We start from the raw sequence: 23,873 nt of genomic DNA, 5'->3' as shown, positions 1-23,873 counted from the left end.
CACGCATGCTGTGCTCGGTATCGCTGCTCACGCTCGCGAGTTGCGGGCCGCTGACGGAGGACGCCTCCTCCCTCCCCGAGCAGGAGGTCGCGACCGCCCGGCAGGCGGTGTCCAACATCGCGTACCGGAGCAGCGCCACGGCGGGCGGCAGCACGCGCACGTCGCTGAGCATCGCGAAGCCCACGGGCACGGCGGTGGGTGACGTGCTGCTGGCGCGCATCATCAACCGCAACAACGTGGCCGCGGTGGCGACGCCTCCCGCGGGCTGGACACTGGTTCGCTCGGACCAGAGCGCGTCGCAGCTCAAGGCGTGGATCTTCTACAAGGTCGCCACCGCGTCCGAGCCGTCCACGTACGCGTTCAACATCGACATCGCCAGCTACATGGCCGGCAGCATCTCCGCGTTCTCCGGCGTGGACACGGCCAACCCCATCGACGCGCAGACGGGCCAGAAGAACGGCCTCACCGCCAGCTTCGACACGCCCGCCCTCTCCACCAGCACGGCCAACGGCGTCGCGGTGTGGTTCGGCTCGCAGCTGTGGACCGGCGCCGCGTGCCCGGCGAGCCCCATCGTCCCGCCCGCGGGCTTCACCGAGCCCGAGGACACCTGCCTCGTGTCCTCGTCCACGGGCGTCATCTACAACGTGGCCTACAAGGACCTGGGTGCCGCGGGCGCGCAGGGCTCGTTCAACGGCTCCTCCCCCTACGCGGAGACGAACACCGCGCAGGTGGTGGCGCTGCGCGCGGCCAACGCCTCCACCTCCTGCTCCGTGGGGGACACCTTCTCCACCGCGTACACCACCCAGGGCACCGTGACGGCCACCGCGCTGGTGGAGCCGTCGGGCATCGCCGCCAGCCGCCTCACGCCGGGCGTCCTCTACGCGCACAACGAGGACACCACCGCCATCGTCGCCATCAGCACCGCGGACGCGAGCACGAAGGGCACCTTCACCGTGTCCAACGTGACGCCCGCGGACTGGGAGGACGTCGCCACCGGCCCGTGCCCCGCTGGCCAGTGCATCTACATGGGCGACATCGGCCGCTCGAGCGCCAACTTCCCCACGCCGCCGTCCACCTTCGCCGTCTACCGCATCCCGGAGCCCGACATCGGCGCGGGCCAGACAAGTGGAAACCTCACCGCCGAGGCCTTCCCCTTCCAGTACCCGGACACGCCCAAGGACGCGGAGACCATCCTGGTCCACCCCACCACGGGCGACATCTACATCGTCACCAAGTCCTACTCGGGCGCGAGCAAGGTCTACAAGTTCCCCCAGCCGCTCCCCACGCCGGGAACGATGAGCACGCTCGTGTTCGTGGCCAACCTCCCGCTGCCCACCACCACGGACACCAACTACGGCGCCGCCACGTCCGGCGCCATCCACCCGTGCGCCAACCGCTTCCTGCTGCGCACCTACCGCAAGGTGTATGAGTTCCGCGCCGCCACCGGCGCGGCCTTCGAGACCGCGTTCGCCGCCACGCCCGTCTCCCTGACGGACACCGTGGAAGGACAAGGCGAGGCCATCGAGTACGACCCGACCGGCACGGCCTATTACACGATGAGCGAGTCGCCCTCGCCCTTCAAGCTCAAGCGCGTCGTGCGCCAGTAGCCCGCAATCGCAGTCATGCCCAGGCCGCGTCCGGCGCCCCACGCCGGGCGCGGCCTTCGCGCGCCGTGAGACATCCACGGCGCGCCAGCATGCCTGGACGGAATTTATGTTATTTCTCGTTTTCCATGTATAATCGCAGCAATGCGATGCTTCCGTCCCCATCTCGCGCGCGCCGCCGCGCTGCTCTCGGTGTTCACTCCGTTGCTGGCCTGTGGGCCGGACGGAGGCGCGCAGACCTCCCCTGACGCGCTGCCCGGACAGTCACGGGCGTTGGCGACGACGGAGCACAAGGCGTTCCGGGTGATGACGTACAACGTGCGCGGTCCCCTGGACACGGGCGTGCGCGCGTGGCCCAACCGCAAGGCGGCGGTCCTCCAGCGCATCCTCGCGAACAACGCGGACATCGTCGGCGTGCAGGAGGCCCAGGCGCCCTCGGGCGGCCCCAGCATCCCCGCGGACCTCATCGCGGGGCTCACGGGCGCGGACAAGCCCTACGGCGTCTACAACCCGGGCGGCGGCAGCCCGAAGCTCATCTTCTTCAAGAAGAACCGCTTCGAGATTGCCCCCGAGGTCGGCCAGGGCAACGAGGCGCTCGTGAATCCCTATGCCTCCAGCGCCACGTGCTTCAGCCACGCGGAGGGGAAGAAGATTGCCTGGGTGGGCCTGCGCGACCTGACGTCCGGCCAGGTGTACTTCGTGGCCAACACGCACTTCGCCTACGCGGCGGCGTGCTCACTGGGGCGGCTCAAGGAGGCCGAGCAGATGGCGTCGTTCCTGGCCACGAAGCCCGGGGGCCTGCCGGTCATCGCCATGGGGGACTTCAACTCCGACGCGCAGGGCCAGTCCACGCCGGGAGAGACGACCATCGCGGACCTGGAGGGCGGGGCCCGGCTGTTCCGCACCGCGCGCTTCGACGGCGTGACGGGCGAGGATGACGCCACGTTCAACAACGCGTGGAGCGGCTCCACGTCCACGAAGTACCAGAGGCTGGACTACATCTTCCACAACGGGGGCGCGCTCACCTCGTCCGCGCCCGCCATCGACCGGACGGAGAGCGGCGGCCTCACGCCGTCGGACCACTACCCGGTGCTCGCCACCCTTCGCCCGTCCATCTTCTCCGCGGGCTCCACCCTTTCGCCCACGCCCAACGGCACATCCACCAGCACGCAGCTGTTCTTCGCGGACGTCACCGGCGACGGCTGCGCGGACCGCATCAGCTGGAACTACGCGGTGGGCGAAGGCGAGACGTGGGTGGCGAAGTCGAAGTGCGACGGCGGCTTCGCCACGGCGGTGAAGAACACGGGCGCGACGAGCGGTGTCGCCACCACGCGCTTCTTCTTCGCGGACGTCACCGGCGACGGCTGCGCGGACAAGGTCCTCTGGCGGCCCAACCTGGGGGACGGCGAGGTGCGCATCTACCCCGCGAAGTGCGACGGCACCTTCGCCGACCGCGTGGCCGTCACCCAGGCGGCCAGCACCAGCGACGCCACGCGCTTCTTCTTCGCGGACATCACCGGCGACGGGTGCGCGGACCTGGTGCGCTGGAACCCCACGCAGAGGTCCGGCGCGTTCGACACCTTCGTGTCGAAGTGCAACGGCACGGTGTCGTTCGGCGCCGCGGTGACGAGCACGACGGGAGCGAACACGAGCGCTGGCACCCGCGTGTCCTTCGCGGACGTGGACGGCGACGGCAAGGCGGACCGCATCCTCTGGAATCCGGACCAGGAAGGCGGCCGCACGCGCGTGTACCGCTCCACCGGCGCGGGGGCGTTCGCGCTGTTCTTCCTGCACGAGTCAGGCACCAGCGGCGTGGACACGTCCCGCTTCTACTTCGCGGACGTGGACGGCGACGGCAAGGCGGACAAGGTCTTCTGGCGGCCGGGCTTCCGCGAGGGCCGGATGCAAATCTATCCGAGCACCGGCACCAACTTCGCGGGCAGCCCGGTGATGGACAACACGGGCTTCAGCAACTCGGAGAACACCGGCTTCTTCTTCGCGGACATCGACGGCCGGGACGGCGCGGACAAGGTGTACTGGAACCCCGGCAACTACGACGGCGACACCAAGGTGTTCCGCGCGCTGGCGCCGTAGCGGCAAGGCGCCAGCACGCGGAAGGGGCGCGCTTCAGTCCTGGAGGATGAGCTCGCTGTGCGAGAGCGTTTCCCACGCGTCCAGTCCGTTCACGGCAGGGGCCTCCTTGAAGAGGCTTTGGTAGCCGCGGCCCGTCCCCAGGAAGCTCGAGCCCCACACCAGGGTGTGGCGGCCCACGCCCAGTTGCGTCCTGGGTGCGACGCCCTCTGGCAGGGTGAAGAGGGTGAAGCCGTCCCGGGTCGCGGGAGCGGTGATGACCCAGGAGAACCGCTGCTCGTAGTCAACGGGCCCCAGGCGCACCATCACGCTGTGAGCGGCAGGGTCAGCGCTCCAGCGCACCGTCAGGCCCGAGCGCTGCGCCGAACCCGGCGCCTCCGCCGTGCCCGGCGTGGGTGAGGTGAGCGTCATGGGCGCGGGCAGGGCCAACCGCGTGACGCCCCGGGGAGCCGGCGAGGCATTCGCCACCACAGTCCCGGGCTGGCCGGGGCTGCCCGCCGCCACGGACAGCCGGACCTCCACGGCGTCGAACGGCGGCGTCCGGGCCAGGACCGGGAGCTCGATGGGCTCGGCACCGGAGGTGGTCCTCGTGAAGAGGACATCCGACCCGAGCAGGAAGGAGGCGGAGACGTTTCCCACCGGCGCATAGGGCTGGACCTCCGGCACCTCGACAGACAGCAGCTGGTCCACCGGGTGGTCCATGGGGAGGACCAGGTCCCCGACCGTCCGCCCCTCCCCCACGGCGATGTCCCGCAACAGCCCCACCTTCTGGACGTTGGACTGGTCGGTGACGACCAGCGCCACCTTGCCGGGGTTTTCACCCATCACGTCGAGGCGAAAGCTCCCATCCGACTCGGCCAGCGTGTGGCCCGTGAAGCCCTTTCCCACCACGTACACATTCGTCCAGGAGAACCCGTTGTTCGTCACGCGTCCGGTGAGGGTGGCCTGCCGGGTGGATGACGGGAGGTGCTCGGGTGAGCCCAGGATGGAGCGGACCCACACCTCCGAGCCCTCCACGCCCAGCGCCGTGCTGACCATCACTTCGTCTCCGAGCTTCACGACGAAGGTGATGTCCTGCGGGCGGGTGGTGGCCGCGCCCTCGAACCGCGCGATGCCGTCACGGCCCAGGGGCTGACGAAAGAGGCTGCCATCCCCCAGCAGGACGGTGACGTCCTCCATTTGGGGGAGGAGCCGGGCGAAGGCCCACCAGTCCGAGTGGACGATGAGGGCGGACGGGCCCGCCGTCCCCGCATCCGGAGACTTCGGGTCGGTCTTGTCGCCACAGGCGACGCACAGCAGCACGGCAAGCGCGAACAGTCGATTCATGGAAGATCCCCCTGAAGAAGGGTGCAGCGTCCGGAAGCCGGCCCCCCCAAGCACGCACCCAACCCACCGGGACTCATACACGAAGATGAGCCCTCCGAGGGGCCTACCCCACCAACCCATGGCCCCGGACGGTGCGACGCGCGCAGACTGCGCCCCCACATGCGCGCCCTGCTCCTAGCCACCGTCCTGTCCGGGGTCCTCGTCTCCGCGTCCGCGCGGGCCCAGGTCCCTGCCCGTTCCTACGTGCTGCGCCCCGCGCGCGTCTTCGACGGCACCGCCGCGAAGCCCCATACGGGCTGGGTGGTGGTCGTCACCGGCGAGCGCATCGTCGCGGTGGGAGCGTCCCAGGGCGTGAAGGCGCCGGAGGGGGCGGAGGTCATCGACCTGCCCGGCGCGACGCTGCTGCCCGGCCTCATCGAAGGCCACTCGCACCTGTTCCTGCATCCGTACAACGAGGCGACCTGGAACGACCAGGTGCTCAAGGAGTCCCTGGCGCTGCGCGTGGCGCGGGCCACCAACCACGCGAAGGCGACGCTGATGGCGGGCTTCACCACCACGCGTGACCTGGGCACGGAGGGCGCGGCGGACGCGGACGTGGGCCTCAAGCAGGCCATCGACCAGGGCATCATCCCGGGCCCGCGCATGGTCGTCACCACGCGCGCGCTGGTGGCCACTGGCAGCTACGGCCCCAAGGGCTTCGCGTCCGAATGGACCGTGCCCCAGGGCGCGGAGGAGGCGGACGGCGTGGACGGCCTCACGCGCGCGGTGCGCGGGCAGATGGGGCTCGGCGCGGATTGGATCAAGGTCTACGGCGACTACCGCTGGGGCCCTCGCGGCGAGGCGCTCCCCACCTTCTCCCAGGAGGAGATGCGCCTCATCGTGGAGACGGCGAAGAGCGGCGGACGTCCGGTGGCCGTGCACGCCAGCACGCCGGAGGGCATGAAGCGCGCGGTGCTCGCCGGCGCGGAGAGCATCGAGCACGGCGACGCCGGCACGCCGGAGGTCTGGAAGCTGATGGCCCAACGGGGCGTGTTCCTGTGCCCCACGCTGGCGGCGGGCGACGCCATGCTCCAGTACCGCGGCTGGAAGCGCGGCGTGGACCCGGAGCCCGAGTCCTCGAAGAAGAAGCGCGAGGGCCTCAAGGCCGCGCTGGCGGCGGGCGTGCCCCTGTGCGTGGGTGGGGACTCGGGCGTCTTCACGCACGGGGAGAACGCGCGCGAACTGGAGCTGCTGGTGGCCAGCGGCGTGACGCCCGCGCAGGCGCTCCTGGCGGCCACCTCCGGCAACGCGCGCATGCTGCATTGGGAGGACCGCGTCGGGCAGGTGAAGGCCGGGCTCTTCGCGGACCTGGTCGCCGTGGAGGGAGACCCCACGCAGGCCATCAGCGCCGTGCGACAGGTGCGGCTGGTGATGAAGGGCGGCACGCTGTACCGGCGCTGAAAGCCGGGCTCAGAGCGGCGTGCTCACGATGCGCACGGAGCGCTCCTCCACGAAGTACCGGCGAACGAAGTCCTTGATTCCCGCGGGCGTGAGCGGAGGCGGCGGCTGGAGGAAGCCCAGGTCCGTGCCGCCCTCCCGGCGCGGCTCCGAGGCCTCCGCCGCCAGGGCATCCGCCAACGCCGGGCCCGCGCTCGACAGCCCGTCCACCTCGCGCCGTCCCCGCTGGGCCAGCAGCTTCTGCTCGACGGCGGAGGGCGGACGCTTCGCCAACGACTCGAAGGTCTCCTGCATCCGCGACGGCAGGAGGGAGCCGTCCAGGGAGCGCGTGTACGCGAACGCCAGGAGCAGGTCGTTGCCGCGCAGCGTGAGGCACCGCACGTCCACGCCGGAGACGATGGGCTCCTTGACGTGCACCGCGAGCAGCAGCCGCAGCTCGAGCAGCGCCGCCACCGCTCGGCACGTCGCCCTCGCCTCCTTGGGGAGCGCATAGCCCAGCGTCACGAAGGTGTTGTCCGCCCGTGTCTCCTGCTCCACCGGGAAGAGGGCCTCCTCCAGCGCGGGCGCCACCTGCTCCTCCGCCAGGGCCGGCGCCAGCCGGTAGCCCTCGTCCACCAGGCGGCGCGCGTCGTCTCCGCCCACGGCGCCCGTGAAGACAAGCGAGACGTTGGAGGTGAGGTACTCCGAAGCGTAGAACTTCAGCACGTCCTCGCGCGTGATGCGGCCGCGCGAGTCCCGCGAACCGATGAGCGCGTAGGCGGCGGACACGCTGGAGAAGAGGGCCCCTTCAATCTGGCTGCTCAGCAGCGAGTCCTTGAAGTGGTACGTGCTCTCCGTCTGGATGATGCCCAGCTCGCGCTCCAGCCGCTTGCCGCCGGGGAGCATGGGACTGGTCACCATGCGCAGCATGTCCCGGGCCAACGGGACGAACGCGCTCGCGGGAGCATCCAGCATGTACACGGTGGCGTTCGACAGGGTGTGGGCATTCAGCACGCCGCCGGCCGCCTCCACGCGCGCGCGCAGCTCCGGGCCCGCCAGGTCATGGCTGCCGTGGAACACCAGGTGCTCCACCAGGTGCGCCAGGCCCTCCTTGCCCGGCGGATCATGCGAGGCGCCGGAGCGCACCACCACGCGCAGCGACGCGGTGTCCGACGCGGGCTGGGGCACCAGCAGCAGCTCCGTCCCATCCAACAGCGTCTCTGAGGTGATGGCCGGCGCGGCGGCGGCGGGCGGGGACGCGGTCTGCTTGCGTGAAGCCGCGCCCGCCGGGGACGCGGCGAGCAGCACCAGCCCGAGCAGCGCGGGCCTCCAGGAGAAAGGGCGATGCATGGGTTATCTCCGCCGCATCCGTGCGCCCGCCGTGGAGCGGAGCGGAACGACGCTGGGGGTGAACAGCAGATGGACGCGGCGGTCCTCTCCCAACCAGCCCTGCACGGACTGGGTGAGGGACTCCGGCGTGAGCGACGTCAGCGCGGCCTCCAGCTCCGGCGCGTACCAGGCCGGCGCGTGCACGCTCGCCGCGAGCGCGAGCCCCACCTCCGTGGGACTCCGGTCGTCCGTCCGCAGCCGCGCGAGCACCTGGGCCCGGGCCTGCGCGAACTCCTCCGCGCTCACGCGCCCCTCGCGCACCGCCCCCACCTCCTCCAGCATGAAGGGCCCCAGGTCCAGCGCGGACGGGTCCCGCGCGGGCAGCGTCAGCACCAGCTGATCCATCCACGGCGTCAGCACCACGGATGCGTCCTGCGCGTAGCCCACGCCCAGGCGGCGGAAGCGCTGCTCCAGCCGCTGTCCCAGGAGCACGCCCACCACCCGCGCCGCCGCGGCCTGCCGCGCGTCCTTCAATTCAATGGGATAGGCCAGCACGTTGATGTCGCTCACCGCCGGAAGCTTGAGCGTCACCGGAAGCTGGGGAGACAGCCGCGTCACCGCCGACGGCGTCCCGCCCTTGTAACGGGCCACGGTGCGCTTCAGCGCCTCCACGTCGAAGTCCCCGGCGGCGATGACCACCGCGTTGCGAGGGCTCAACGGCCCGGAGAGGTAGGCGGAGATGTCGCGGTCGGAGAAGGACTGCACCGACTGCGCGTTCGGCGGCGCGGGGGCCCTGAAGCGCGGCTCCGTGGAGAGCACCAGGGCCAGCACCGACTCCAGGAAGTCGTCCGCGAAGGTGAGCGACGGGTCCTGCCCGGCGCGCTCCAGCGCGGCCTCCAGCCGCGCGTCATCCACCTGGGGCGAGAGCACCTGCGTCAGCAAGCGCTCCGCGAGCGCATCGAAGTCCTGCCGGGGGGCGCTCAGCGTGAAGCTGCTCTGGCGCAGCCCTGTCGACAGCGTCAGGGTCGCGTTCGCGCCGAACAGCTCGCGCACCAGGTCCTCGTAGCGCCCGCGCCGGTTGGCCTCCAGCATGACGTGCTGGGACACCCGCGTGAGCCCCGCCTGGCCTCCCTCGTCGAAGCGCCCCACGGTGAAGACCACGTGCAGCGTGGCGCGCTCCGCCCCGGCCCGTGGCGCGAGCACCAGGCGCGCGTGCTCCGGCGACTCCCGCGAGCGTTGAACCTCGAAGGGCGCGGCCGACGCCGCGCTCCAGGCCCAGAGCAGCAGCCCTCCCCAGACCCACGCCTTCATGGTGCCTCCTGGCTTGCCTGCGCACCGGTGCCCGTCGCGGGGACCGCCACGGCCGTCCCCACCTTCACGCTGGGGCCCGCCACCGACTCCTCCACCCGCAGGCCGTTGAGCCCCGCCCGCCGCACGGTGAGCGCGTAGCGCGCGGCGCCGTCCGCCGTGTCGCGCCGGGGCCAGGCGAGCCTCAGCCGCTGGCCCCACCACTCCAGCGGATGTCCGCCGTACAGCGCCTCCTCCACCACGGGCGAGGAAGACCCCTGGGCCGCCAGCGCCCGCTTCACCCTCACCATGTCCGCCGCGGACTCCCAGCGCGCCTCCCGCTCCTCCTCGTCCTCCGGCCGCGCGTCCTTCTGGGCCAGGGCCCGCGCGCCGCCGTGCACCCGCGAAGGCCGTCCCGCCAGCCACCAGGACAGCTCCAGGCGGTTGCCCCGGGCGTCGTAGGTGCTCCACTCCCCGTCCCGCAGGCCGCGCGCGTAGAGGCCCTCCACGTGCGTGATGCCGCCCGCGAAGAAGTGGGTGTAGGGGCCGTGGAGCTTGCCGGCCGAGTACGTCCTGAGCTCCAGCACGCGCCCGTCCGGAGCCAGGTCCTCCACCACGCCCTCCAGCTGCCCCTTGGCGAAGTGGGCGCGGGCCACCACCGCATCCGGTGCGGCCTCGTCGTGGATGCGCCATTCGCCCACTGGCAGCCCCTTCGCGTATTCACCGTCCGCGAGCAGCCGTCCCTCCCGGTCCCAGCGGGACCAGGGCCCGTGGCGCAGCCCCTTCACGAACGCCTCCCGGAAGAGCAACTGTCCCCGCGCGGTCCGCAGCCACGAGGGCCCCTCCGGCGTGTCCAGCGCCGTCACGCAGCGGGACAGCGCGTGCCCCGCTGGCGAGGACGCGCGCCACAAGGTGGTCCCGGAGGGGCAGGCGTCCAGGTTCCAGCGCGGCGCCACGAACAAGCCCGCGGCGATCCCCAGCAGCGCCAGCGCTCCCGCCCCGGACCAGGAGGACGGCAGCGGGGCCGCGGGGCTCGGCGGCGCGGCCCGGGAGACCCGGGGCAGGCCATGCTGTCCCTGGCTCAACTGGTGGAGGACGCCCTCGCGCATCCACAGCGTCCCGCAGGAAGCGCACGGCACCACCGCGACGCCCTGGAACACCACCGTCGCGCACGCGCCCCCGCAGGAGGCGCACCTCGCCGGCCGGCCCCCGGGCTCCTCCAGCAGCCGGCGCAGCGACTCCGTGCGCAGGCCGCGCTCGGTGAAGACCTGGTCCTGCTCACGGGCGGTCAGCAGGTCTCCGCCGCAGCCATCGCAGTGGGACCCCAGCCGCCCCTCGCTCCGCCACAGCGGGGTCGCCGCCGGACAGTCCGGGCAGTCGTAGCCCGCCTCCTGCCGCGCGGCCTCCGGTGCCGGAGCGGCCACGACAGGCGCCGCCTCCGCGCCAGCTGCCTCCACGTCGCGCCACGTCCACCACACGGCACGCAGGAAGCCCAGTTGCAAGCCCAGGAGCACCGCGTCCGCGCAGAGCACGGCCAGGCCCCAGCGGGGCGAGCGCGTGAGGAACTCCTGGGTGAGCAGCAACGGCACACAACCCTGAAGCAGCACGATGCCGGAGGCACAGGCCTTCAGCATCCGAGCGCGGGCTTGCGGCAGCGCGGCCAGGACCCACGCGAGCCGGGGCAACCCCACCAGCAGCAGGCCCGCCACCAGCCCCGCCGCCACCGACGCGAGCCGGGCCGGGGGAAGGGCGCCGCGCCCCCGAAGGCCGTGCACCGCCACCGCCAGGAACAGGGCCCACGCAATCCAGGGCACCAGCGACACCGCGAGCGCCCAGGGCCGGGGCGGCACGCTCCACAGCCACGGCCCCAGCAGCCAGGCCTCCAGGAACCGGGGCATCGCCTCCGGCGAAGCCAGTTGCCCGAGCCGCGCCATCCCGAACACGCCCATGAACAGCAGGGCCAGCCTCGCGGCGTTGCGCGCATTCCTTCCGCCGGCCCCTCCGACCGCTTCCCCCTCATTGACTTGTGAAGACATTTCCCCTCGGGATGAGACGGCGCGCAGTCTAATCACATCCCGTCGTCACACGGAAAACCCTCTCCGCGAAACGCGCCCTCAGGGCAGGGATTGACCCGGACAACCCGCCTTGCCTATACGTCCGCACTCGGAGGGGGACGGGTCATGGGAGCCCGCGCCCTGATGTCTTTCAGGCCTGTCTTTGATTCCAGGGAAAATCCATGTCATTGCTCAGCAACGTTCGGCCGTGGGTCCTGGGTGGCATTTGCCTCATGTCGGCGACAGGGGCCCATGCCCAGGGACGAAATGGTTCACGTGCGTCCCATTGGAAGGCATTGCCCGGTTCCAGCGTGAAGGTGGGGGACTCCACGAGTGCGGGGTCCGGGAACGTGCTGCCGGACAAGCAGGCCTTCTGCCAGGACGTGAAGGCGGTGGTGCGCACGGTGGGCAAGGGCTTCAAGCCGCTCCGGGGGCAGGCCCAGCGGGGCAACACGGAGGAGCTCTCCATCTGGGAGTCCACGAAGAACATCCAGGACCTGCGCTGCTCCGTCTACCAGACACGGGTCCTGGGGGATTACGTGTACTGCGTCCAGACGAACCTGGAGTGCTCGCCGGCGCAGGACCGCTTCCACCTGCTCTCCAGCTATCTGATGAACACGTGCTACCCGGGCTGGAGCTGGCGGGACTCCCGGCTGGACTCGTGGGACACCTATTCACAGCGCCGGAGTGTGCTGGCCACCAACGACGAGGGGCTGCGCATCTCGCTGGAGATGAGCCGGGCGAAGGACTCCTATTCCCGCTGTGACGTGACGCTCACCTTCGAGCTGCTCTGAAGCGCGGCGTCCACCAGCCCCGCCAGCAGCAGCACCGGCGCCACCAGCACCATGCCGAACCAGGCCAGCGCGTAGAGGACTCCAAAGCCCATGCTCCACGGGCCGCCCACGACGGTCCCGGACAACACGCCCACGGACTCGCGACCTCCGCCCAGGTGCAGCGACAGGAAGAGCGCGCCGATGCCCAGCGCGGCCATGACGAACGGGTGTCGCATCATCGGTGCGCCTCCAGGTGCGGCGCCCGCGCGAGGCGCCAGAGGGGTCCTTCGACGAGCGCGTACAGCAGCACCGCGTCCGCGAGCGGATTGCCCGCCGCGAAGCGCAAGCCGGTGTCGTCGTGCACCGGGAACGCCGCGAAGTGGAGGCTGGTGAGCAGCCCATCCAGCGCCTCTTCGTCGTCGAACGCCGCCGCGCCCACGAGCGCCAGCCCGCTGGAGCCCGCGTTCGCGTTCACCCACGGAATCGTGGGCCCGGAGTCGATGTCCTGCACCGCGGCCTCCTCCGCTGGCCACTCCCCCGCCCACGCGAAGCCCAACGCCTGCCCCAGGAGCGCGGCGCGGGCCCGCTGGTATTGGTCGCTCGCGAAGTCCGCGTCCACCACCTGGAGCATGTGCGCGGCGAGCCACAGCGTGGAGCCCTCCGGCCCGTCCTTCGTCACGCCGTCGTAGGTGAAGCTGGACACGAGCAACCCTGTCCGACTGTCGGACAGGTTCTTCCGCGCGGAGGCCACCCACCGGCGCAGGAGCGCGCCATGGTCCCGCCCGTCCACCCTGTCCGACAGGCGCAGCGCCGCGAGCGCCAACGTGTTGCAGAAGGTCCAGCCCTCGTCCGGGTAGCTCTCCGCCGCGAGCACCGGCGCGCGCTCCAGCTGTCCGGCAATGAGGTCCACGCGCTCGCGCAAGAGCGGCGCGTAATCCGCGCGCTTCTCCACCATCTGGCGCGCGGCGAGCATCAATGCCAGCTCACCGTCCACGAAGAGGCTGCGCCCGGCCGGGTCCTTGAAGGGGCCCGCGTGCACGTAGGGCAGGAAGAAGGCCTCATTCGCCCGCCGTTCGTCTCGCAGCGTCCGGGCGATGAGCACGTCCACCACGGCCAGGTGCTCCGCCTTTCGCGCGGGCTCCGACAGCGCGAGGTTCGCGAACGACAGCACGGAGAAGGTGCGCACCATCAGGTCCCACTCCGGGTTCGTGCGGTGGAGCACGTCGCGCTCCGCGCTCGATTCCTGGAGCGAGAACGTGCGTTGGCGAAGGGCCAGCGCCGCTGTCAGCGCTTCCCGGTCGCGGGGCCGGAACAGGAGGTGGAGCGCCGGCAGCCACACCGCCACGGCCAGCACCAGCAGCATGAGTTTGCGTCGCATGCCCGGCAGTATGGGCCGAGGACAGGGCCGCATCCTGGACCCGCGGGCCGGACGGTCGGCCCCGCTCGCTGAACGGTCGCGGTCCTGCCTGAACCGGCACATCCAGGGAACGTCATGTCCCAATCCGCCGGGCCCGCGTGTCTCAAGGGCCATGAAGACACCTGGCTGGACGGCACTGACGATTGGAGTGTTCCTGGGAGGCTTTGGCCTGCTGAAGCCCCCTTCAGCGGAGGCGTGCGGACGCCCCCTGTGCACCGTGGAGGACAGCCGCGTTCCCCTGCCCCCGGACGCGGTTGTCCCGGCGAACGTGCCCGCCCTGGTGGTGGTGCCTCCCGCCTATGAGTGGGTAGAGGAGCAGAGCCTGCGCTTGCGAACGGAGGCAGGCGTGGATGTGGAGGCACGTCTCATCAAGGGCCCCGGAAACAGCGGCGTCCTCGCCCCAACCGCCCCGCTCGTTGCCGGAACGCGCTACCACCTGGAGGGGACCGTCCCTTGCAGTGGCGGCGGCGGTGGGCATCCGTTCGTCGCGATGGCGGACTTCACCGCGGGCCCGGAGGCCGCGCTGCCCACGACGGCCGGCGTGCTGCAGGCGGGAGACGGACAGCTTGGGCAGATCAAGGTCTGGGACGGCAGCGCGTCGTGCGCGTCGGGCTACATCGGCGGCTGGGTGACGCTGGAGTTCACCCCCGCCCCCGAACTGGTGCCCTTCCTGCCGTGGGTGCGCTGGACGCTGGAGGTGGATGGACAGACGTGGGCCACGGCCCCGCACGGCGCGGTGGACTCCAGCGGCGGTGTCATCCCCGCGGATGGATTCAGGACGATGCGGGACCTGCTGACCGTCTACACGCTCTGTGGCTACGAGTCCCCCGGGATGCCGCCCTCGGCCGAGGGCATCGTGCCCGGAGTACATACGGCCACGCTGCGTCCGGTGCTCGAGCAGTCGGGGACGGCGCTGCCCGCGCTGGAGACCTCCTTCGAGGTGAACTGTCCTCACCTTGGCTCCGACGGCGGCTACACCGAGCCCATCCCCGACGCCGGCACCGACCCGGATGACAACCTCACGCCGAAGGCCAAGGGATGCTCCCAGGCGGGCGGAGGCCTCGCGGCGTTCGGGCTCCTGGCCACGCTCCGGCTCTGGCGACGCGGGCCGCGCACGAATCGTCCCTGAGGCATGTCCCACGTTCCCGGGCTCCGGTGTCTCATGGAGCAAATGCACGGATACACCTGGACATGGGGCGCGGTGGGGATGTTCCTCCTGGGGCTGGGGGCGCTCGCGCCGCGTTCCGCGGAGGCATGCGTCGCGCCCAACTGCATGGTGGATGTCCGCTTCCCGCTCCCCGAGGACGGCGGAGCGGTTCCCGCGAACGTCCCCGGGCTCGTGGTGGTACCGCCGCTCCTGGAGAACACGAACGTCTCCACCCTCCGGCTGCTCCAGTCGGATGGCACGCCGGTGCCTTTCACGCTGGCGAATGGCGGCCGTAGGACGCACGTCGTGGTCCCGAAGGCGCCGCTCGTGCCGGGCACGCAGTACCGCATCGAGGCGAAGGGCCTCTGCCAGTACCAGGAGACGCAGACGCAGTCCGCGACCTTCACCGCGGGCCCGGAGCTGCCCCTGCCCACGACCCTGGGCACGCTGAGCGTGGACACGCCGAGCCGGGGGGCGTTCCCGGTGTTCGGGGACTCGAACTGCGGAAGCCCGCAGGAAGGCGACGCCACCACGCTGCGCTTCACCCCATCACCGGAGCTGGTGCCGTTCCTGCCCTGGGTGCACTGGGCGGTGGAGGTGGACGGGCAGCCCTGGTCGTTCGCCAATCACCACGGATTGACCTCGACGGGCGAGGACAACCCGGACAGCCACAAGTACGAATACAACCGGCAGCCGCTGTTCCTCTACACGGTCTGCACGACGTACAACCCGCCGCCGCCCGGCCTGGGCCTCACTCCCGGAAGCCATCGGGCCACGCTGCGGGGAACGCTGGAGCACGCGGACATCACACTGCCGCCGCTGAGCGTGGACTTCGAGCTCCGCTGCGCCACGCCCTGCATGTCCGGTGGCTGCGCCGACGGGGGCACCGACGTGGTCGAAGACCCCGAGGACGAGGAGCCCATCAAGAACCCATCCAAGAGCGGCTGCACCCAGGCGGGAGGAGGCCTGACGGTGCTGGGCCTCCTCGCCACGCTGCGGCTCTGGCGCGGCCGCAAGGCCGGTGCTCAGTAGACCCAGACGCTCTTGGGCGCGAAGGTCAGGGGGCTGACCCACTCGCCGGGGCCAATGGGATGGGGGCCGCCAACGCAGTCCTCATTGAGGAACAGCGACGCGGTGTAGGGGCCGTTGTTGATGGCGGAAACGGCCCGGTCCTCCCAGCCGTGCTCGGGGAGGTTCACACAGGCCCCCGCGCCGCCAGGCGGCCAGGCCATGACGTTCCACACCGCACCGGTGAAGTCAGGCCCGTCGAACAGGCAGAGGACACCGGAGAAGGGACACGGATTGTCTTCCTCGGCCGCCGCGTCCGCGGGCGCCAGCACGGCCGCCGCGGAGAGCGCGAGCGTCACCGCGGCCCCCAGGCCCCAAAGGGTGGAACGCTTGACGCCGTCATTCTGCCGCCGGAATGCCTGCCAATTCATTTCAATGGCTCCCTTGCCCGGATGAACGTGCACTGCCCCGCGAGGGTAGGGCATGGCATTGAACCATCAGACGTGTAAATCCGGAAAAACATCACGTTCATTGTGTAGTGAACGCAAGGAGGAAGAAGCGCTCCAGGGACAGGGCTCGAACCTGCGTCCAGCCGGATGAGAGCCGACCGCTCTACCCCTGGCGTGCGAAGGCGGCAGCCTTCGGACCGGACCTACTTGGACGGTGTCTGGGGCGCGGGAGCTTCCCCGGTCACCCGCAGGGCGAGCGCGGCGAAGGTGGCGATGACCGACCAGTAGAGGAAGCGGAAGTCACAGCCGATGCTGATGACCAGGTAGCTCAGTCCGTAGCCCAGGCCCGACAGCGCGGTGAAGAACGCGAGCGGCCGGCGTCTCACGTCGAAGAGCGAGAGCAGGGCCAGCGCGGTGAGCGCTCCCAGCCAGACCCAGCCCCGGAACAGCGGGGAGTTGCTCACGAGGTCCGCGCCCCTCCGCAGCCACCGGTGCAGCAAGCCCTGATCCGGCAGCTGGAAGCCCCAGGGGTTGGGATCGATGCGTGCCTGGAAGGGGAAGAACACCGGCCCGTCGAATGCGCCGATGAGGCGCCGGAAGGTCTCCCAGCGGTGGTGCGCGTACGCGACGGGCTGCGCTCGGACGACGCGGGTCCATTCGCGCACCAGCACGTCGCGCCGGCCGGGAAGGCTTTCCAGGCGGACGGGCCGCGCATCCGGAGCACCCGCCAGGAGGAACCCGACGTGGAAGGGCGAGTAGCTGCGCGCCAGCTCCGGGGCGGAGGTGTCCTGCTCCAGGGTGGAGCCCGGGAACAGCTCAGGGTGCGTGACGTAGATGCCCGCGAGGTCGAAGACAAAGAGCTGGCCCGCGGCCCAGGCCTTGCTGGCGCCCAACGCGCGGTTGATCAGGGACGGAGTGAAGACAAGTCCGGCCACGAGGCCCGCGAGCACCAGGGCCCGCAGCGGCCAGCGCCACCTCGGGCGCGACAGCTGGAACATCACGGGAATGGCCAGGGGCAGGGCCGCGACGAGCGCGTTGTGACGGAACGCCGTGCCCGCCATCAGCAGCACCAGCGCCAGGAGAGGACGGCGGCACTTGAGCGCGGCCACCGCGCCGAGCAGCACCGCGGCGGCCATCACGTCCTTCCAGAGGGTGACCGCGAGCGCCCAGACGGTCGGCACGACCAGGAAGGCCCCGAGGATGAACAAGCCCCTGCGTTGCAAGCGCCCATCGGGTGAACGCACCAGCAGCGCCATGCTCCCCGCCAGCAGGAGGAGCTGGCCCACGAGGATCAGCCACGGAGAGCCCACCAGCCTCCCGCTGAGGCCCAGCAGCAACGAGCCCAGGGGCGGGTGGACGTCATCGAAGACGCCGCGGAGGCCCTGCGCGTACTGGTCGATGGTGTCGACCGACATCAGCCCCGGCTGGAAGGCCGCGTACAGCACGACCACCCAAAGGACGACGCCGAGGCGAAGGACCGTGTCCCGCCACGCCGCCGTCGGTGGGGCGGCGTCCCGCGATGAGACCTGAGCCGGTGATGAGGAGCGAACCGAGGGTTGGGACAAGAGCGTCGACCTGCCAGTGCTGGAGCGTCCCAGTACCATGGGCCCCGGGGAAAAGCGCGCCGATGGAGTCGGCGCGCGATTCCAGCCGGTTTCGGATGGCTCAGGGAGGCGTCGGCTCGGGAGCCGTGAAGTTCACAATCGTGCTGCCGTCGCCCGCCGCGGCAAACCGGGTAGGCCTGGGTCCGTCCAGCGACCTCAATGTCTGCGCTGCGGTGTGCTCGGTGCTCCAGGTGCTGCCATTGAAGAACGCAATCGTATTCGCGGTCGTCACCGCGTAAATGCCATTCTTGCTGAAGGAGAGCACGTCCAGGATATCAGGGACAGCCGTCCCACCGTTGGGAATCGGGAGCTGTTGCAGGGAATGCCAGCCTGCTCCGTCGGTCCACTCGTAGACCCGCCCCTTGTCGCCCGCTGCGTATGCGTAATGACCGTTCAGGACATGCACCGCGCGCACGAAGCCTGTATCCGGAGCATCCAGAGATTCAGCTGCCCATGCGGCGCCTGTCGAGTTGGCACGATAGGCATGTGCCTTGAGGTCCGCGTTCGCATTGCCTACCGCCAGGAGCGAATCCACTGACTTCAAGCCCCCAATCGCACGGAGGTTCGCGGGGACCTGCGCGATCTCAACCAGGTCGCTTCCGTTAATATAGGGCGGAGCCCAGCGGTAGATCTTTCCGTTGCTCGCGACCGCGAAGACCGTGGCACCGAGCGCGTCATCAATCCCAAAGACGCCATTGAAGTCCGTTTCGTTCTTGTCGGTCGTCACCTGAGGCGTGAAACACTTTTCATTCTCTTCGACGAGCTTCCGAGTCGACAGCCACCCGTCCTCTCCGACAACGAAGACTCGACCATCCTGGGCGGCCCAGGCCGCATTCCAGGACTTCCGACAAGAACCATCCGTGAATTCCTTAATGCCAGGGCTCGCACTGTCCAGATGAGCGAGCCTGTTCGGGCCCGCGATCCATGCCTTCTGCCCCTGGTCGTAAAGGGCAATGGACCTCAGAACATCCGGAGGTCCGACAACTCCCGCGTCCGTCGCCCAGGTGAGCGGGGCACACCCCTCGTCCACGACACCGGAGCAATTGTTGTCCAGCCGGTCGCAGTCCTCCGCCCCTCCATCCCGGACGTAGACAGAACTCTCATCGCAATCCTCGGATTGAGAAACACCACCGTCCACGGGCGACTCACAGCCCATCCCCGCGGCCTGGCCCTTGAAGCCATCATTATCGCCGTCCACGTACCAGACCACCGGATTGACCCCATCGAGCCGCTTACATGCCGACTGGCTCAGGCCGGAACACGCGAACTTGCCGTCGCACTTGAGATCATCCTTGCACTCAATGCCGACGTCGAAATCCTCGTCGTTCATGCCATTGCAGTTGTCATCCTTGCCATCGCAGAGGAACTCCTCCCGATTCGGCCGGACCTGCGCGTCGTTGTCGTTGCAGTCGCCGCTAACCGTCACGGTCCTAGGCGGCTGGATACAGGCCTCCACCGGGGTGCTTCCGAAGCCGTCCCCATCCTCATCCTTGAACCAGGTCTTCAGGTCGATCGCGTCCGACTCATCGCCGGAGCAGTTGTCATCCGTTCCATTGCACATCTCCGTGACCCCGGGCTTCACGTTAGGGTCCCCATCCTTGCAGTCCGAGCCTGTGACGACGCCTTCAGCATCGTCGCTGCTGAAGTATCCGTCCCCATCCGCATCGTTGGCCCGCACGACGAAGGCCACGTCCAGCGAGCCTTCCACGGGGACCTCCGCCTTCTTCTCCTGCGGGTCGCCCAACGCAGGGGTCGAACAGTCGACCTCATGAAGCTGCGTCGTCACGCTCAGCACGCGGCCCCAGTCCTTCTTCCGGTACACCGCCACCGACACGCTGCCCGGCGTATTGCCGGGGATCGCCACGTTGAGGCTGTTCGTGTTCGCCGCGTTGTCCACGTCCGTGGCGGTCACCGTGACGCATCCGCGCGCGAAGCCGCTGTAGGCGAGGGTGACGTTCAGCGCTCCGGCCTTCGAGTCGTCCTTCTTGCACCCCGCCAACACGGAGGCACACAGCACTGCCATCAGGATTAAACGCATGGGGCGGCATTTTCGGGCGCCCCCCTGACTCGGGCAAGACGCATCGCAGAGAAAACACACCTACACGCACCCCAACGTGCGGAGGAGTGCTTCAAGCCCGCCGCCACAAGATGTTTCCACCCTGCCCGGCGGCGGCATGCCCTTCACTGCCGACGGGCGCCATCTTCCCGTCACCCACGAAGTCGAGGCGCGCCGGGTGCTCGCAGGGCCGAGGAAGGGTGCAGGCAAGCAGCGGCTCGCGCGTGAGTGGGGGGCCTGCCGCCGCTGCACTTCGGCATGGCGGCGTACTCCCTCGTGAGTCCCACCGGGGCCGAGGCGAAGCGCGGGTGACGAACGTGCAGGAGGGCAGCGTGGGTTGACAGAAACACTTCAGCCAGGACGTGATGCCCGGGGGACATGACGCGCGTCACGCGGCCCGCTATGTCCGATGCCGCGTGAGCACTCCCCTCCTCACCCTGCTTGCCCTCCTGGGCTTCGCCGCGAACTCGCTGCTGTGCCGCGCTGCCCTCTCGGGTGGCGCGGCGCGCAGCATCGACGCGGGTTCGTTCACGCTGGTGCGGCTTGCGTCGGGAGCGCTGGTGCTCGCGGTGCTGCTGCGGCTCCGACGGGGCGGCGGCAAGGCGACGGAGCACGGGAGCTGGGCCTCTGCGCTCGCGCTCTTCGTGTATGCGGCCGGCTTCAGCTTCGCGTACGTGCGTATCGGGGCGGGCGTGGGCGCCCTGCTGCTCTTCGGCTGCGTGCAGCTCACCATGCTCGCGGCGGGGCTCGCGCGCGGTGAGCGGCCGCGCGCGCTCGAGTGGGCGGGGCTCGCGGTGGCACTCGCAGGGCTCGCGGGGCTCACGCTTCCTGGAGCGAGCGCGCCGGATGCGCTCGGCGCGGGGCTCATGGCCGCGGCGGGCGTGGCGTGGGGCATCTACAGCCTGCGGGGGCGAGGGAGCACGGACCCTCTCGCGGCAACGGCCGGCAACTTCGTGCGCGGCGTACCGCTGGCCCTGGCGCTCGTGCTGCTCGCCCGCGCTCTGGACGCGGCCCCACCCCCGTCGCCGAAGGGGCTGCTGCTCGCGGTCACGTCAGGCGCGCTCGCCTCGGGCGTGGGCTACAGCCTCTGGTACGCAGCGCTGCCCCACCTGAGCAGCGCGCGCGCAGCGGTGGTGCAACTGTGCGTCCCGGTCATCGCGGCAGTGGGCGCGGTGCTGCTGCTCGGAGAGCCCCTCACCCAGCGGCTGCTCCTGGGTGGCACCGCGCTGCTCGCGGGCGTTCTGCTGAGCCTGCGTGCGAAGCAGCGTCCTATCGCAGCCAAACACTGACGGGCACTCCGCGGAGACCGCTCCTTGCGTAGCTTTTCAGTGCCATCGCGGCTTTCCATGTAAACCTTGACCAACCCTTTTGTCCGCTGTTGCATCAGCACCTCACCAGCGAAAAGGAGCGTCACATGTTGCTTCGTGGATTCGCGATGTTCGCCGTCGTCTCCATCTTCGGAATGGGCTGTGGTGGCGCGGAAGTAACGGACGGTGCCGAGAGCGATATGCAGGCCGGTCAGGTTTCCGCCGAGCTCGCCAACAGCTGTGAGACGCTCCAGACCCGCCGCTGTAATCCGGGGGCGGAGACGGGCTGTCAGTGGGCCAATGGCACCTTCGGCGAGTGCTTCTGCCAGGAGATCCCCTTCAACAAGTGGGTCTGCTTGAGCAACTGAAGTTCCCGCGGCAACCGCCTCTGGCCGGGAATGCCCTGTCAGAGGCGGCGCGTCGCCTGCATCCACAATTCATCAGCGAAAGGGAGTGGCATCATGTTTCTTCGTGGGCTCGCGATGGCCGCTGTCGTCTCTGTCTTTGGAATGGGCTGTGGTGGCACGGAAGTGACGGAGGGCACCGAGAGCGGAGAGTCGCTCGGTCAGGACTCCGCGGCGCTTGCCGACAGCTGTGAGACGCTCCAGACCCGCCCCTGTGTCTATGACACGTCGAACTTCTGTCAGTGGTCCAATGGCGCTCCGGGGGAGTGCTACTGCCAGGATGTCCCCTTCAACAAGTGGTTCTGCTGGGTCAACGACTGAGGTAGCGCCGCCCGTGGCGCGAGCCGGGCTCACTCCAGCAGCCGGTTCAGGCTCAAGTCGAGCTGGCTGTTCACCAACCCCAGCAGGCTGTCCAGCGCGGCGGCGTCTGGCTTCAGCCGTCCGGCCAGCTCCGCGCGCAGGAGCTTGAGCAGCCGCTCGCGGGACTGGAGGACCCGGCGCGCCACGCCGGAGCGGGATTCGCCATACGCGGTGGGACCCGAACCGGTCTGGTATCGAGGAAGAACCGGGTCACTCAATGGGCGGCGGCTCGGGCTCCAGGAGGTGAGGGGGCTCTGACTGCCCTTCGTCACGGAGCCTGAGCGCTCGGTCGATGCGCGCGGCGGCGCTGATGAGGCCCAGGTGGCTGAAGGCCTGTGGGAAGTTCCCCAACTGCTCGCGCGTCAGCGGGTGGATCTCCTCCGCCAGCAGTCCCAGGTGGTTCGACGCCTCCGCGTGCGCGACGAAGACGGCCTCGGCCTCTTGGATGCGATTGGCCAGCACCAGCGCCTCCGCCAGCCAGAAGCCGCAGAGGATGAAGCCTCCCTCCGGCCCCCCTACCCCGTCATCCATCCGGTACCGGCGCAAGAACGGGCCCGCCCCCAGCTCCGCGCGAAGCCAGTCGAGCGTCCTCAGGATGAACGGATCCGTCCCCCGGAAGCAGCCCACGATGGGCAGCTGCAGCAGCGCGGCGTCCGGCTCGTTCCCTCCGTAGACTCCGACGAAGTGCTTGCGCGCCGGATCCACGCCGTTGCGCAGGATGTCCGCCCGGATGACGTCCGCCAGGGCGGCACTGGACTGCTCCAGCGCCGTCTCCCCGAAGAGCCGTGCCAGGTGCTGCCCCCGGCGCAGGGCCAGCCACCCCATGAGCTTCGAGTGGACGTTGTGCCGCATCTCCCGGCGCGGCTCCCAGATGCCGTGGTCAGGCTCGCACCAGCGGCGGGCGGTGGCCTGGATGACTGAACGGAGCAGCCTCCAGGTGCGCAGCGGCAGCCGCCCGCCGGAGCGCTCGTAGAGGTACGCCGCGTCGAGCAGCGCGCCCGCGGTGTCGAACTGGAATTGGTCCCTCGCGTCGTTCCCCAGTCGCACCGGCCGCGAGCCCTGGAAGCCGCCCAGGAGGTCCAGCTCCCGCTCCGGCGGCACGGAGGCGCCGTCCAGCGTGTACATCACCTGAAGCGTGTCACCGCGCTGCAACGTGTCGCGCACGAAGTAGAAGAACTCGCGCGACTCACTCTGGAAGCCGAGGAGGTTGGTGGCGCGCACCGCCATCGCGGAGTCGCGGACCCAGCTGAAGCGGTAGTCCCAGTTGCGAGGCCCTCCAATCCACTCGGGGAGCGAAGTGGTGGGCGCGGCCACCATCGCGCCCGTGGGGCCGTACATCAGCAGCTTCAGCGCCAGCGCGGAGCGCAGCACGTGGTGCCGCCACGGCCCTTCGTAGTGGAGCTGTTGCGCCCACTCGCGCCAGGCCTGGCGCGTATCCCGCAGGTGGTCGAAGGGCCGGTACGCGGCCAGCGGCTCCGGCCGGTCGGAATCCCACGACAAAATCATCCAGCGCCGCTCGCCCGGCTTCATCCGGATGCGCGCCTGGAGGCCCGTGTCTCCCCGGCAGGGTGAGCCGCGCAGCGCCTCGCAGGGCCGCCACTCCGCCTCCCCGCTGAGCACGGCGACCAGCCGCTCCCCTCCCGACCCGCGGGCGACCAGGCCGTGCTCCTCCCGCTCCACCCGCGTCCGCGACGCCCCGTAACCGAAGCGCGGGTCGAAGACGATGTTCAGCTCCACCGGGCCTTCCAGGCACTCGATGCTCCGGTGCACCTCGTGGACGTTGGAGCGCGGGTCGTTGGTCCACGGCATGTAGTCGATGATGCGGATGGCCCCCTTGCGCTCGAAGCGGAACAGCGTCTCCAGGACGTTGGTGTCCGGGTCGTAGCGCTGCAGGCTCTCGAAGGGCCACACGACGGGGGTGATGCCGGTGATGCCCCCCTTCTCGTCATCGAGGATGCCGGCGAAGACGCTCGGGCTGTCGAAGCGGGGGAAGCAGAGCCAGTCGATGACGCCGTCCGGCCGGACAAGCGCGCAGGAGCATCCATCGCCAATCACCCCGCGGCCCGCCAGGGGGACCTCCCGGTAGGACGCCGGGTTGGTGAAGCGGAAGGGGCGGGCCATCCGCCTGGCGGCGCTGTAGAGGTCCATGAGCAGGCGTGTCGCGGGGCAGGAGCGCGACCTCCCGCCCTCAAAGTAGCGACCCACGCGACGGCCGCACCCGGCAACCCACCCACGCAGGGG

General features: G+C 70.1%; 20 protein-coding genes. 9 read left to right on the top strand and 11 right to left on the bottom strand.

Annotated elements, in window-relative coordinates:
• Positions 1 to 5 precede the first annotated feature (5 nt).
• Together D7Y15_RS26980 and D7Y15_RS26975 are read left to right on the top strand one after the other, a co-directional pair.
• Entirely contained in the window at positions 6 to 1,607 is a 1,602-nt protein-coding gene (locus tag D7Y15_RS26980) for a cell wall anchor protein (RefSeq protein ID WP_233605099.1), read from the top strand.
• A 141-nt stretch (positions 1,608 to 1,748) separates the two neighbouring features.
• Positions 1,749 to 3,698, top strand: coding sequence for an FG-GAP-like repeat-containing protein (locus D7Y15_RS26975; protein ID WP_121754369.1), 1,950 nt, complete (start codon positions 1,749 to 1,751; stop codon positions 3,696 to 3,698).
• A 33-nt stretch (positions 3,699 to 3,731) separates the two neighbouring features.
• On the opposite strand, the gene D7Y15_RS26970 is transcribed toward D7Y15_RS26975, so the two are convergent.
• Positions 3,732 to 5,021 (bottom strand): hypothetical protein, encoded by a 1,290-nt coding sequence (locus tag D7Y15_RS26970; protein WP_148712881.1) that lies wholly within the window; start codon positions 5,019 to 5,021, stop codon positions 3,732 to 3,734.
• Between the two features lie 159 nt (positions 5,022 to 5,180).
• Here D7Y15_RS26970 and D7Y15_RS26965 point away from each other — a divergent pair, with 159 nt between their 5' ends.
• Complete coding sequence (locus D7Y15_RS26965; RefSeq protein ID WP_121754367.1) at positions 5,181 to 6,461, top strand: amidohydrolase family protein; 1,281 nt, start codon at positions 5,181 to 5,183, stop codon at positions 6,459 to 6,461.
• Positions 6,462 to 6,470: 9 nt separating this feature from the next.
• Here the strand turns inward: D7Y15_RS26965 and D7Y15_RS26960 are convergent, their stop codons facing one another.
• The 3 genes from D7Y15_RS26960 to D7Y15_RS26950 are packed head-to-tail and all read right to left on the bottom strand — an operon-like array spanning position 6,471 to position 11,089.
• Positions 6,471 to 7,787, bottom strand: coding sequence for a pitrilysin family protein (locus tag D7Y15_RS26960; RefSeq protein ID WP_121754366.1), 1,317 nt, complete (start codon positions 7,785 to 7,787; stop codon positions 6,471 to 6,473).
• Positions 7,788 to 7,790: 3 nt separating this feature from the next.
• Complete coding sequence (locus tag D7Y15_RS26955) at positions 7,791 to 9,077, bottom strand: pitrilysin family protein (protein WP_120579850.1); 1,287 nt, start codon at positions 9,075 to 9,077, stop codon at positions 7,791 to 7,793.
• Positions 9,074 to 11,089: a toxin-antitoxin system YwqK family antitoxin gene (locus tag D7Y15_RS26950; protein ID WP_148712880.1), complete on the bottom strand. Its 2,016-nt coding sequence runs from the start codon at positions 11,087 to 11,089 to the stop codon at positions 9,074 to 9,076. The genes D7Y15_RS26955 and D7Y15_RS26950 overlap by 4 nt, the downstream gene beginning before the upstream one ends.
• A 314-nt stretch (positions 11,090 to 11,403) precedes the next feature.
• On the opposite strand from D7Y15_RS26950, the gene D7Y15_RS26945 reads away from it, so the two are divergent.
• Complete coding sequence (locus tag D7Y15_RS26945) at positions 11,404 to 11,901, top strand: hypothetical protein (RefSeq protein WP_120580446.1); 498 nt, start codon at positions 11,404 to 11,406, stop codon at positions 11,899 to 11,901.
• Here D7Y15_RS26945 and D7Y15_RS26940 read toward each other — a convergent pair.
• Positions 11,859 to 12,119 (bottom strand): hypothetical protein, encoded by a 261-nt coding sequence (locus D7Y15_RS26940; protein ID WP_120580445.1) that lies wholly within the window; start codon positions 12,117 to 12,119, stop codon positions 11,859 to 11,861. The two genes, D7Y15_RS26945 and D7Y15_RS26940, sit on opposite strands and share 43 nt — an antisense overlap.
• Positions 12,116 to 13,258, bottom strand: coding sequence for a hypothetical protein (locus tag D7Y15_RS26935; protein ID WP_121754364.1), 1,143 nt, complete (start codon positions 13,256 to 13,258; stop codon positions 12,116 to 12,118). The genes D7Y15_RS26940 and D7Y15_RS26935 overlap by 4 nt, the downstream gene beginning before the upstream one ends.
• Positions 13,259 to 13,409: 151 nt before the next feature.
• Here D7Y15_RS26935 and D7Y15_RS26930 point away from each other — a divergent pair, with 151 nt between their 5' ends.
• Entirely contained in the window at positions 13,410 to 14,426 is a 1,017-nt protein-coding gene (locus D7Y15_RS26930; RefSeq protein WP_148712879.1) for a hypothetical protein, read from the top strand.
• A gap of 42 nt (positions 14,427 to 14,468) precedes the next feature.
• On the top strand, positions 14,469 to 15,476 hold the full coding sequence (locus D7Y15_RS26925) for a hypothetical protein (protein WP_121754362.1): 1,008 nt from the start codon (positions 14,469 to 14,471) through the stop codon (positions 15,474 to 15,476).
• Here D7Y15_RS26925 and D7Y15_RS26920 read toward each other — a convergent pair.
• The 3 genes from D7Y15_RS26920 to D7Y15_RS26910 all read right to left on the bottom strand — a co-directional run bounded on the left by D7Y15_RS26920 (position 15,470) and on the right by D7Y15_RS26910 (position 19,543).
• On the bottom strand, positions 15,470 to 15,883 hold the full coding sequence (locus tag D7Y15_RS26920) for a peptidase inhibitor family I36 protein (RefSeq protein ID WP_158629120.1): 414 nt from the start codon (positions 15,881 to 15,883) through the stop codon (positions 15,470 to 15,472). The two genes, D7Y15_RS26925 and D7Y15_RS26920, sit on opposite strands and share 7 nt — an antisense overlap.
• Positions 15,884 to 16,104: 221 nt before the next feature.
• Positions 16,105 to 17,352 (bottom strand): hypothetical protein, encoded by a 1,248-nt coding sequence (locus tag D7Y15_RS26915; RefSeq protein ID WP_121754360.1) that lies wholly within the window; start codon positions 17,350 to 17,352, stop codon positions 16,105 to 16,107.
• A gap of 214 nt (positions 17,353 to 17,566) precedes the next feature.
• On the bottom strand, positions 17,567 to 19,543 hold the full coding sequence (locus tag D7Y15_RS26910; protein ID WP_121754359.1) for a putative metal-binding motif-containing protein: 1,977 nt from the start codon (positions 19,541 to 19,543) through the stop codon (positions 17,567 to 17,569).
• Between the two features lie 434 nt (positions 19,544 to 19,977).
• Between D7Y15_RS26910 and D7Y15_RS26905 the strand changes: the two genes are divergently transcribed.
• The 3 genes from D7Y15_RS26905 (at position 19,978) to D7Y15_RS26895 (ending at position 21,593) form a co-directional block, all read left to right on the top strand.
• Positions 19,978 to 20,850, top strand: a complete 873-nt coding sequence (locus D7Y15_RS26905; protein WP_121754358.1) for a DMT family transporter — start codon at positions 19,978 to 19,980, stop codon at positions 20,848 to 20,850.
• Between the two features lie 125 nt (positions 20,851 to 20,975).
• Positions 20,976 to 21,236 (top strand): hypothetical protein, encoded by a 261-nt coding sequence (locus tag D7Y15_RS26900; protein ID WP_120580438.1) that lies wholly within the window; start codon positions 20,976 to 20,978, stop codon positions 21,234 to 21,236.
• Positions 21,237 to 21,329: 93 nt separating this feature from the next.
• Complete coding sequence (locus D7Y15_RS26895) at positions 21,330 to 21,593, top strand: hypothetical protein (protein WP_120580437.1); 264 nt, start codon at positions 21,330 to 21,332, stop codon at positions 21,591 to 21,593.
• 29 nt (positions 21,594 to 21,622) lie between these two features.
• Here D7Y15_RS26895 and D7Y15_RS44280 read toward each other — a convergent pair whose 3' ends face one another.
• Both D7Y15_RS44280 and D7Y15_RS26890 read right to left on the bottom strand, forming a co-directional pair.
• Positions 21,623 to 21,850, bottom strand: coding sequence for a hypothetical protein (locus D7Y15_RS44280; protein ID WP_148712878.1), 228 nt, complete (start codon positions 21,848 to 21,850; stop codon positions 21,623 to 21,625).
• Positions 21,843 to 23,780, bottom strand: a complete 1,938-nt coding sequence (locus D7Y15_RS26890; RefSeq protein WP_120580435.1) for a glycoside hydrolase family 15 protein — start codon at positions 23,778 to 23,780, stop codon at positions 21,843 to 21,845. The genes D7Y15_RS44280 and D7Y15_RS26890 overlap by 8 nt, the downstream gene beginning before the upstream one ends.
• Positions 23,781 to 23,873 lie beyond the last annotated feature (93 nt).

The sequence above is a fragment of the Corallococcus sp. AB030 genome, from assembly GCF_003668965.1.
Taxonomy (GTDB): domain Bacteria; phylum Myxococcota; class Myxococcia; order Myxococcales; family Myxococcaceae; genus Corallococcus; species Corallococcus exiguus.
This window is presented reverse-complemented; position numbering and strand designations above follow the sequence as displayed.

What these genes read in the sequence shown, in the direction of transcription:
- D7Y15_RS26980 (WP_233605099.1), top strand. Translation starts at nt 6, where the DNA reads ATGCTGTGCTCGGTATCGCTGCTCACGCTCGCGAGTTGCGGGCCGCTG.
- D7Y15_RS26975 (WP_121754369.1), top strand. Translation starts at nt 1,749, where the DNA reads ATGCGATGCTTCCGTCCCCATCTCGCGCGCGCCGCCGCGCTGCTCTCG.
- D7Y15_RS26970 (WP_148712881.1), bottom strand. Translation starts at nt 5,021, where the DNA reads ATGAATCGACTGTTCGCGCTTGCCGTGCTGCTGTGCGTCGCCTGTGGC.
- D7Y15_RS26965 (WP_121754367.1), top strand. Translation starts at nt 5,181, where the DNA reads ATGCGCGCCCTGCTCCTAGCCACCGTCCTGTCCGGGGTCCTCGTCTCC.
- D7Y15_RS26960 (WP_121754366.1), bottom strand. Translation starts at nt 7,787, where the DNA reads ATGCATCGCCCTTTCTCCTGGAGGCCCGCGCTGCTCGGGCTGGTGCTG.
- D7Y15_RS26955 (WP_120579850.1), bottom strand. Translation starts at nt 9,077, where the DNA reads ATGAAGGCGTGGGTCTGGGGAGGGCTGCTGCTCTGGGCCTGGAGCGCG.
- D7Y15_RS26950 (WP_148712880.1), bottom strand. Translation starts at nt 11,089, where the DNA reads ATGTCTTCACAAGTCAATGAGGGGGAAGCGGTCGGAGGGGCCGGCGGA.
- D7Y15_RS26940 (WP_120580445.1), bottom strand. Translation starts at nt 12,119, where the DNA reads ATGATGCGACACCCGTTCGTCATGGCCGCGCTGGGCATCGGCGCGCTC.
- D7Y15_RS26935 (WP_121754364.1), bottom strand. Translation starts at nt 13,258, where the DNA reads ATGCGACGCAAACTCATGCTGCTGGTGCTGGCCGTGGCGGTGTGGCTG.
- D7Y15_RS26930 (WP_148712879.1), top strand. Translation starts at nt 13,410, where the DNA reads ATGAAGACACCTGGCTGGACGGCACTGACGATTGGAGTGTTCCTGGGA.
- D7Y15_RS26925 (WP_121754362.1), top strand. Translation starts at nt 14,469, where the DNA reads ATGCACGGATACACCTGGACATGGGGCGCGGTGGGGATGTTCCTCCTG.
- D7Y15_RS26920 (WP_158629120.1), bottom strand. Translation starts at nt 15,883, where the DNA reads ATGAATTGGCAGGCATTCCGGCGGCAGAATGACGGCGTCAAGCGTTCC.
- D7Y15_RS26910 (WP_121754359.1), bottom strand. Translation starts at nt 19,543, where the DNA reads ATGCGTTTAATCCTGATGGCAGTGCTGTGTGCCTCCGTGTTGGCGGGG.
- D7Y15_RS26900 (WP_120580438.1), top strand. Translation starts at nt 20,976, where the DNA reads ATGTTGCTTCGTGGATTCGCGATGTTCGCCGTCGTCTCCATCTTCGGA.
- D7Y15_RS26895 (WP_120580437.1), top strand. Translation starts at nt 21,330, where the DNA reads ATGTTTCTTCGTGGGCTCGCGATGGCCGCTGTCGTCTCTGTCTTTGGA.
- D7Y15_RS26890 (WP_120580435.1), bottom strand. Translation starts at nt 23,780, where the DNA reads ATGGACCTCTACAGCGCCGCCAGGCGGATGGCCCGCCCCTTCCGCTTC.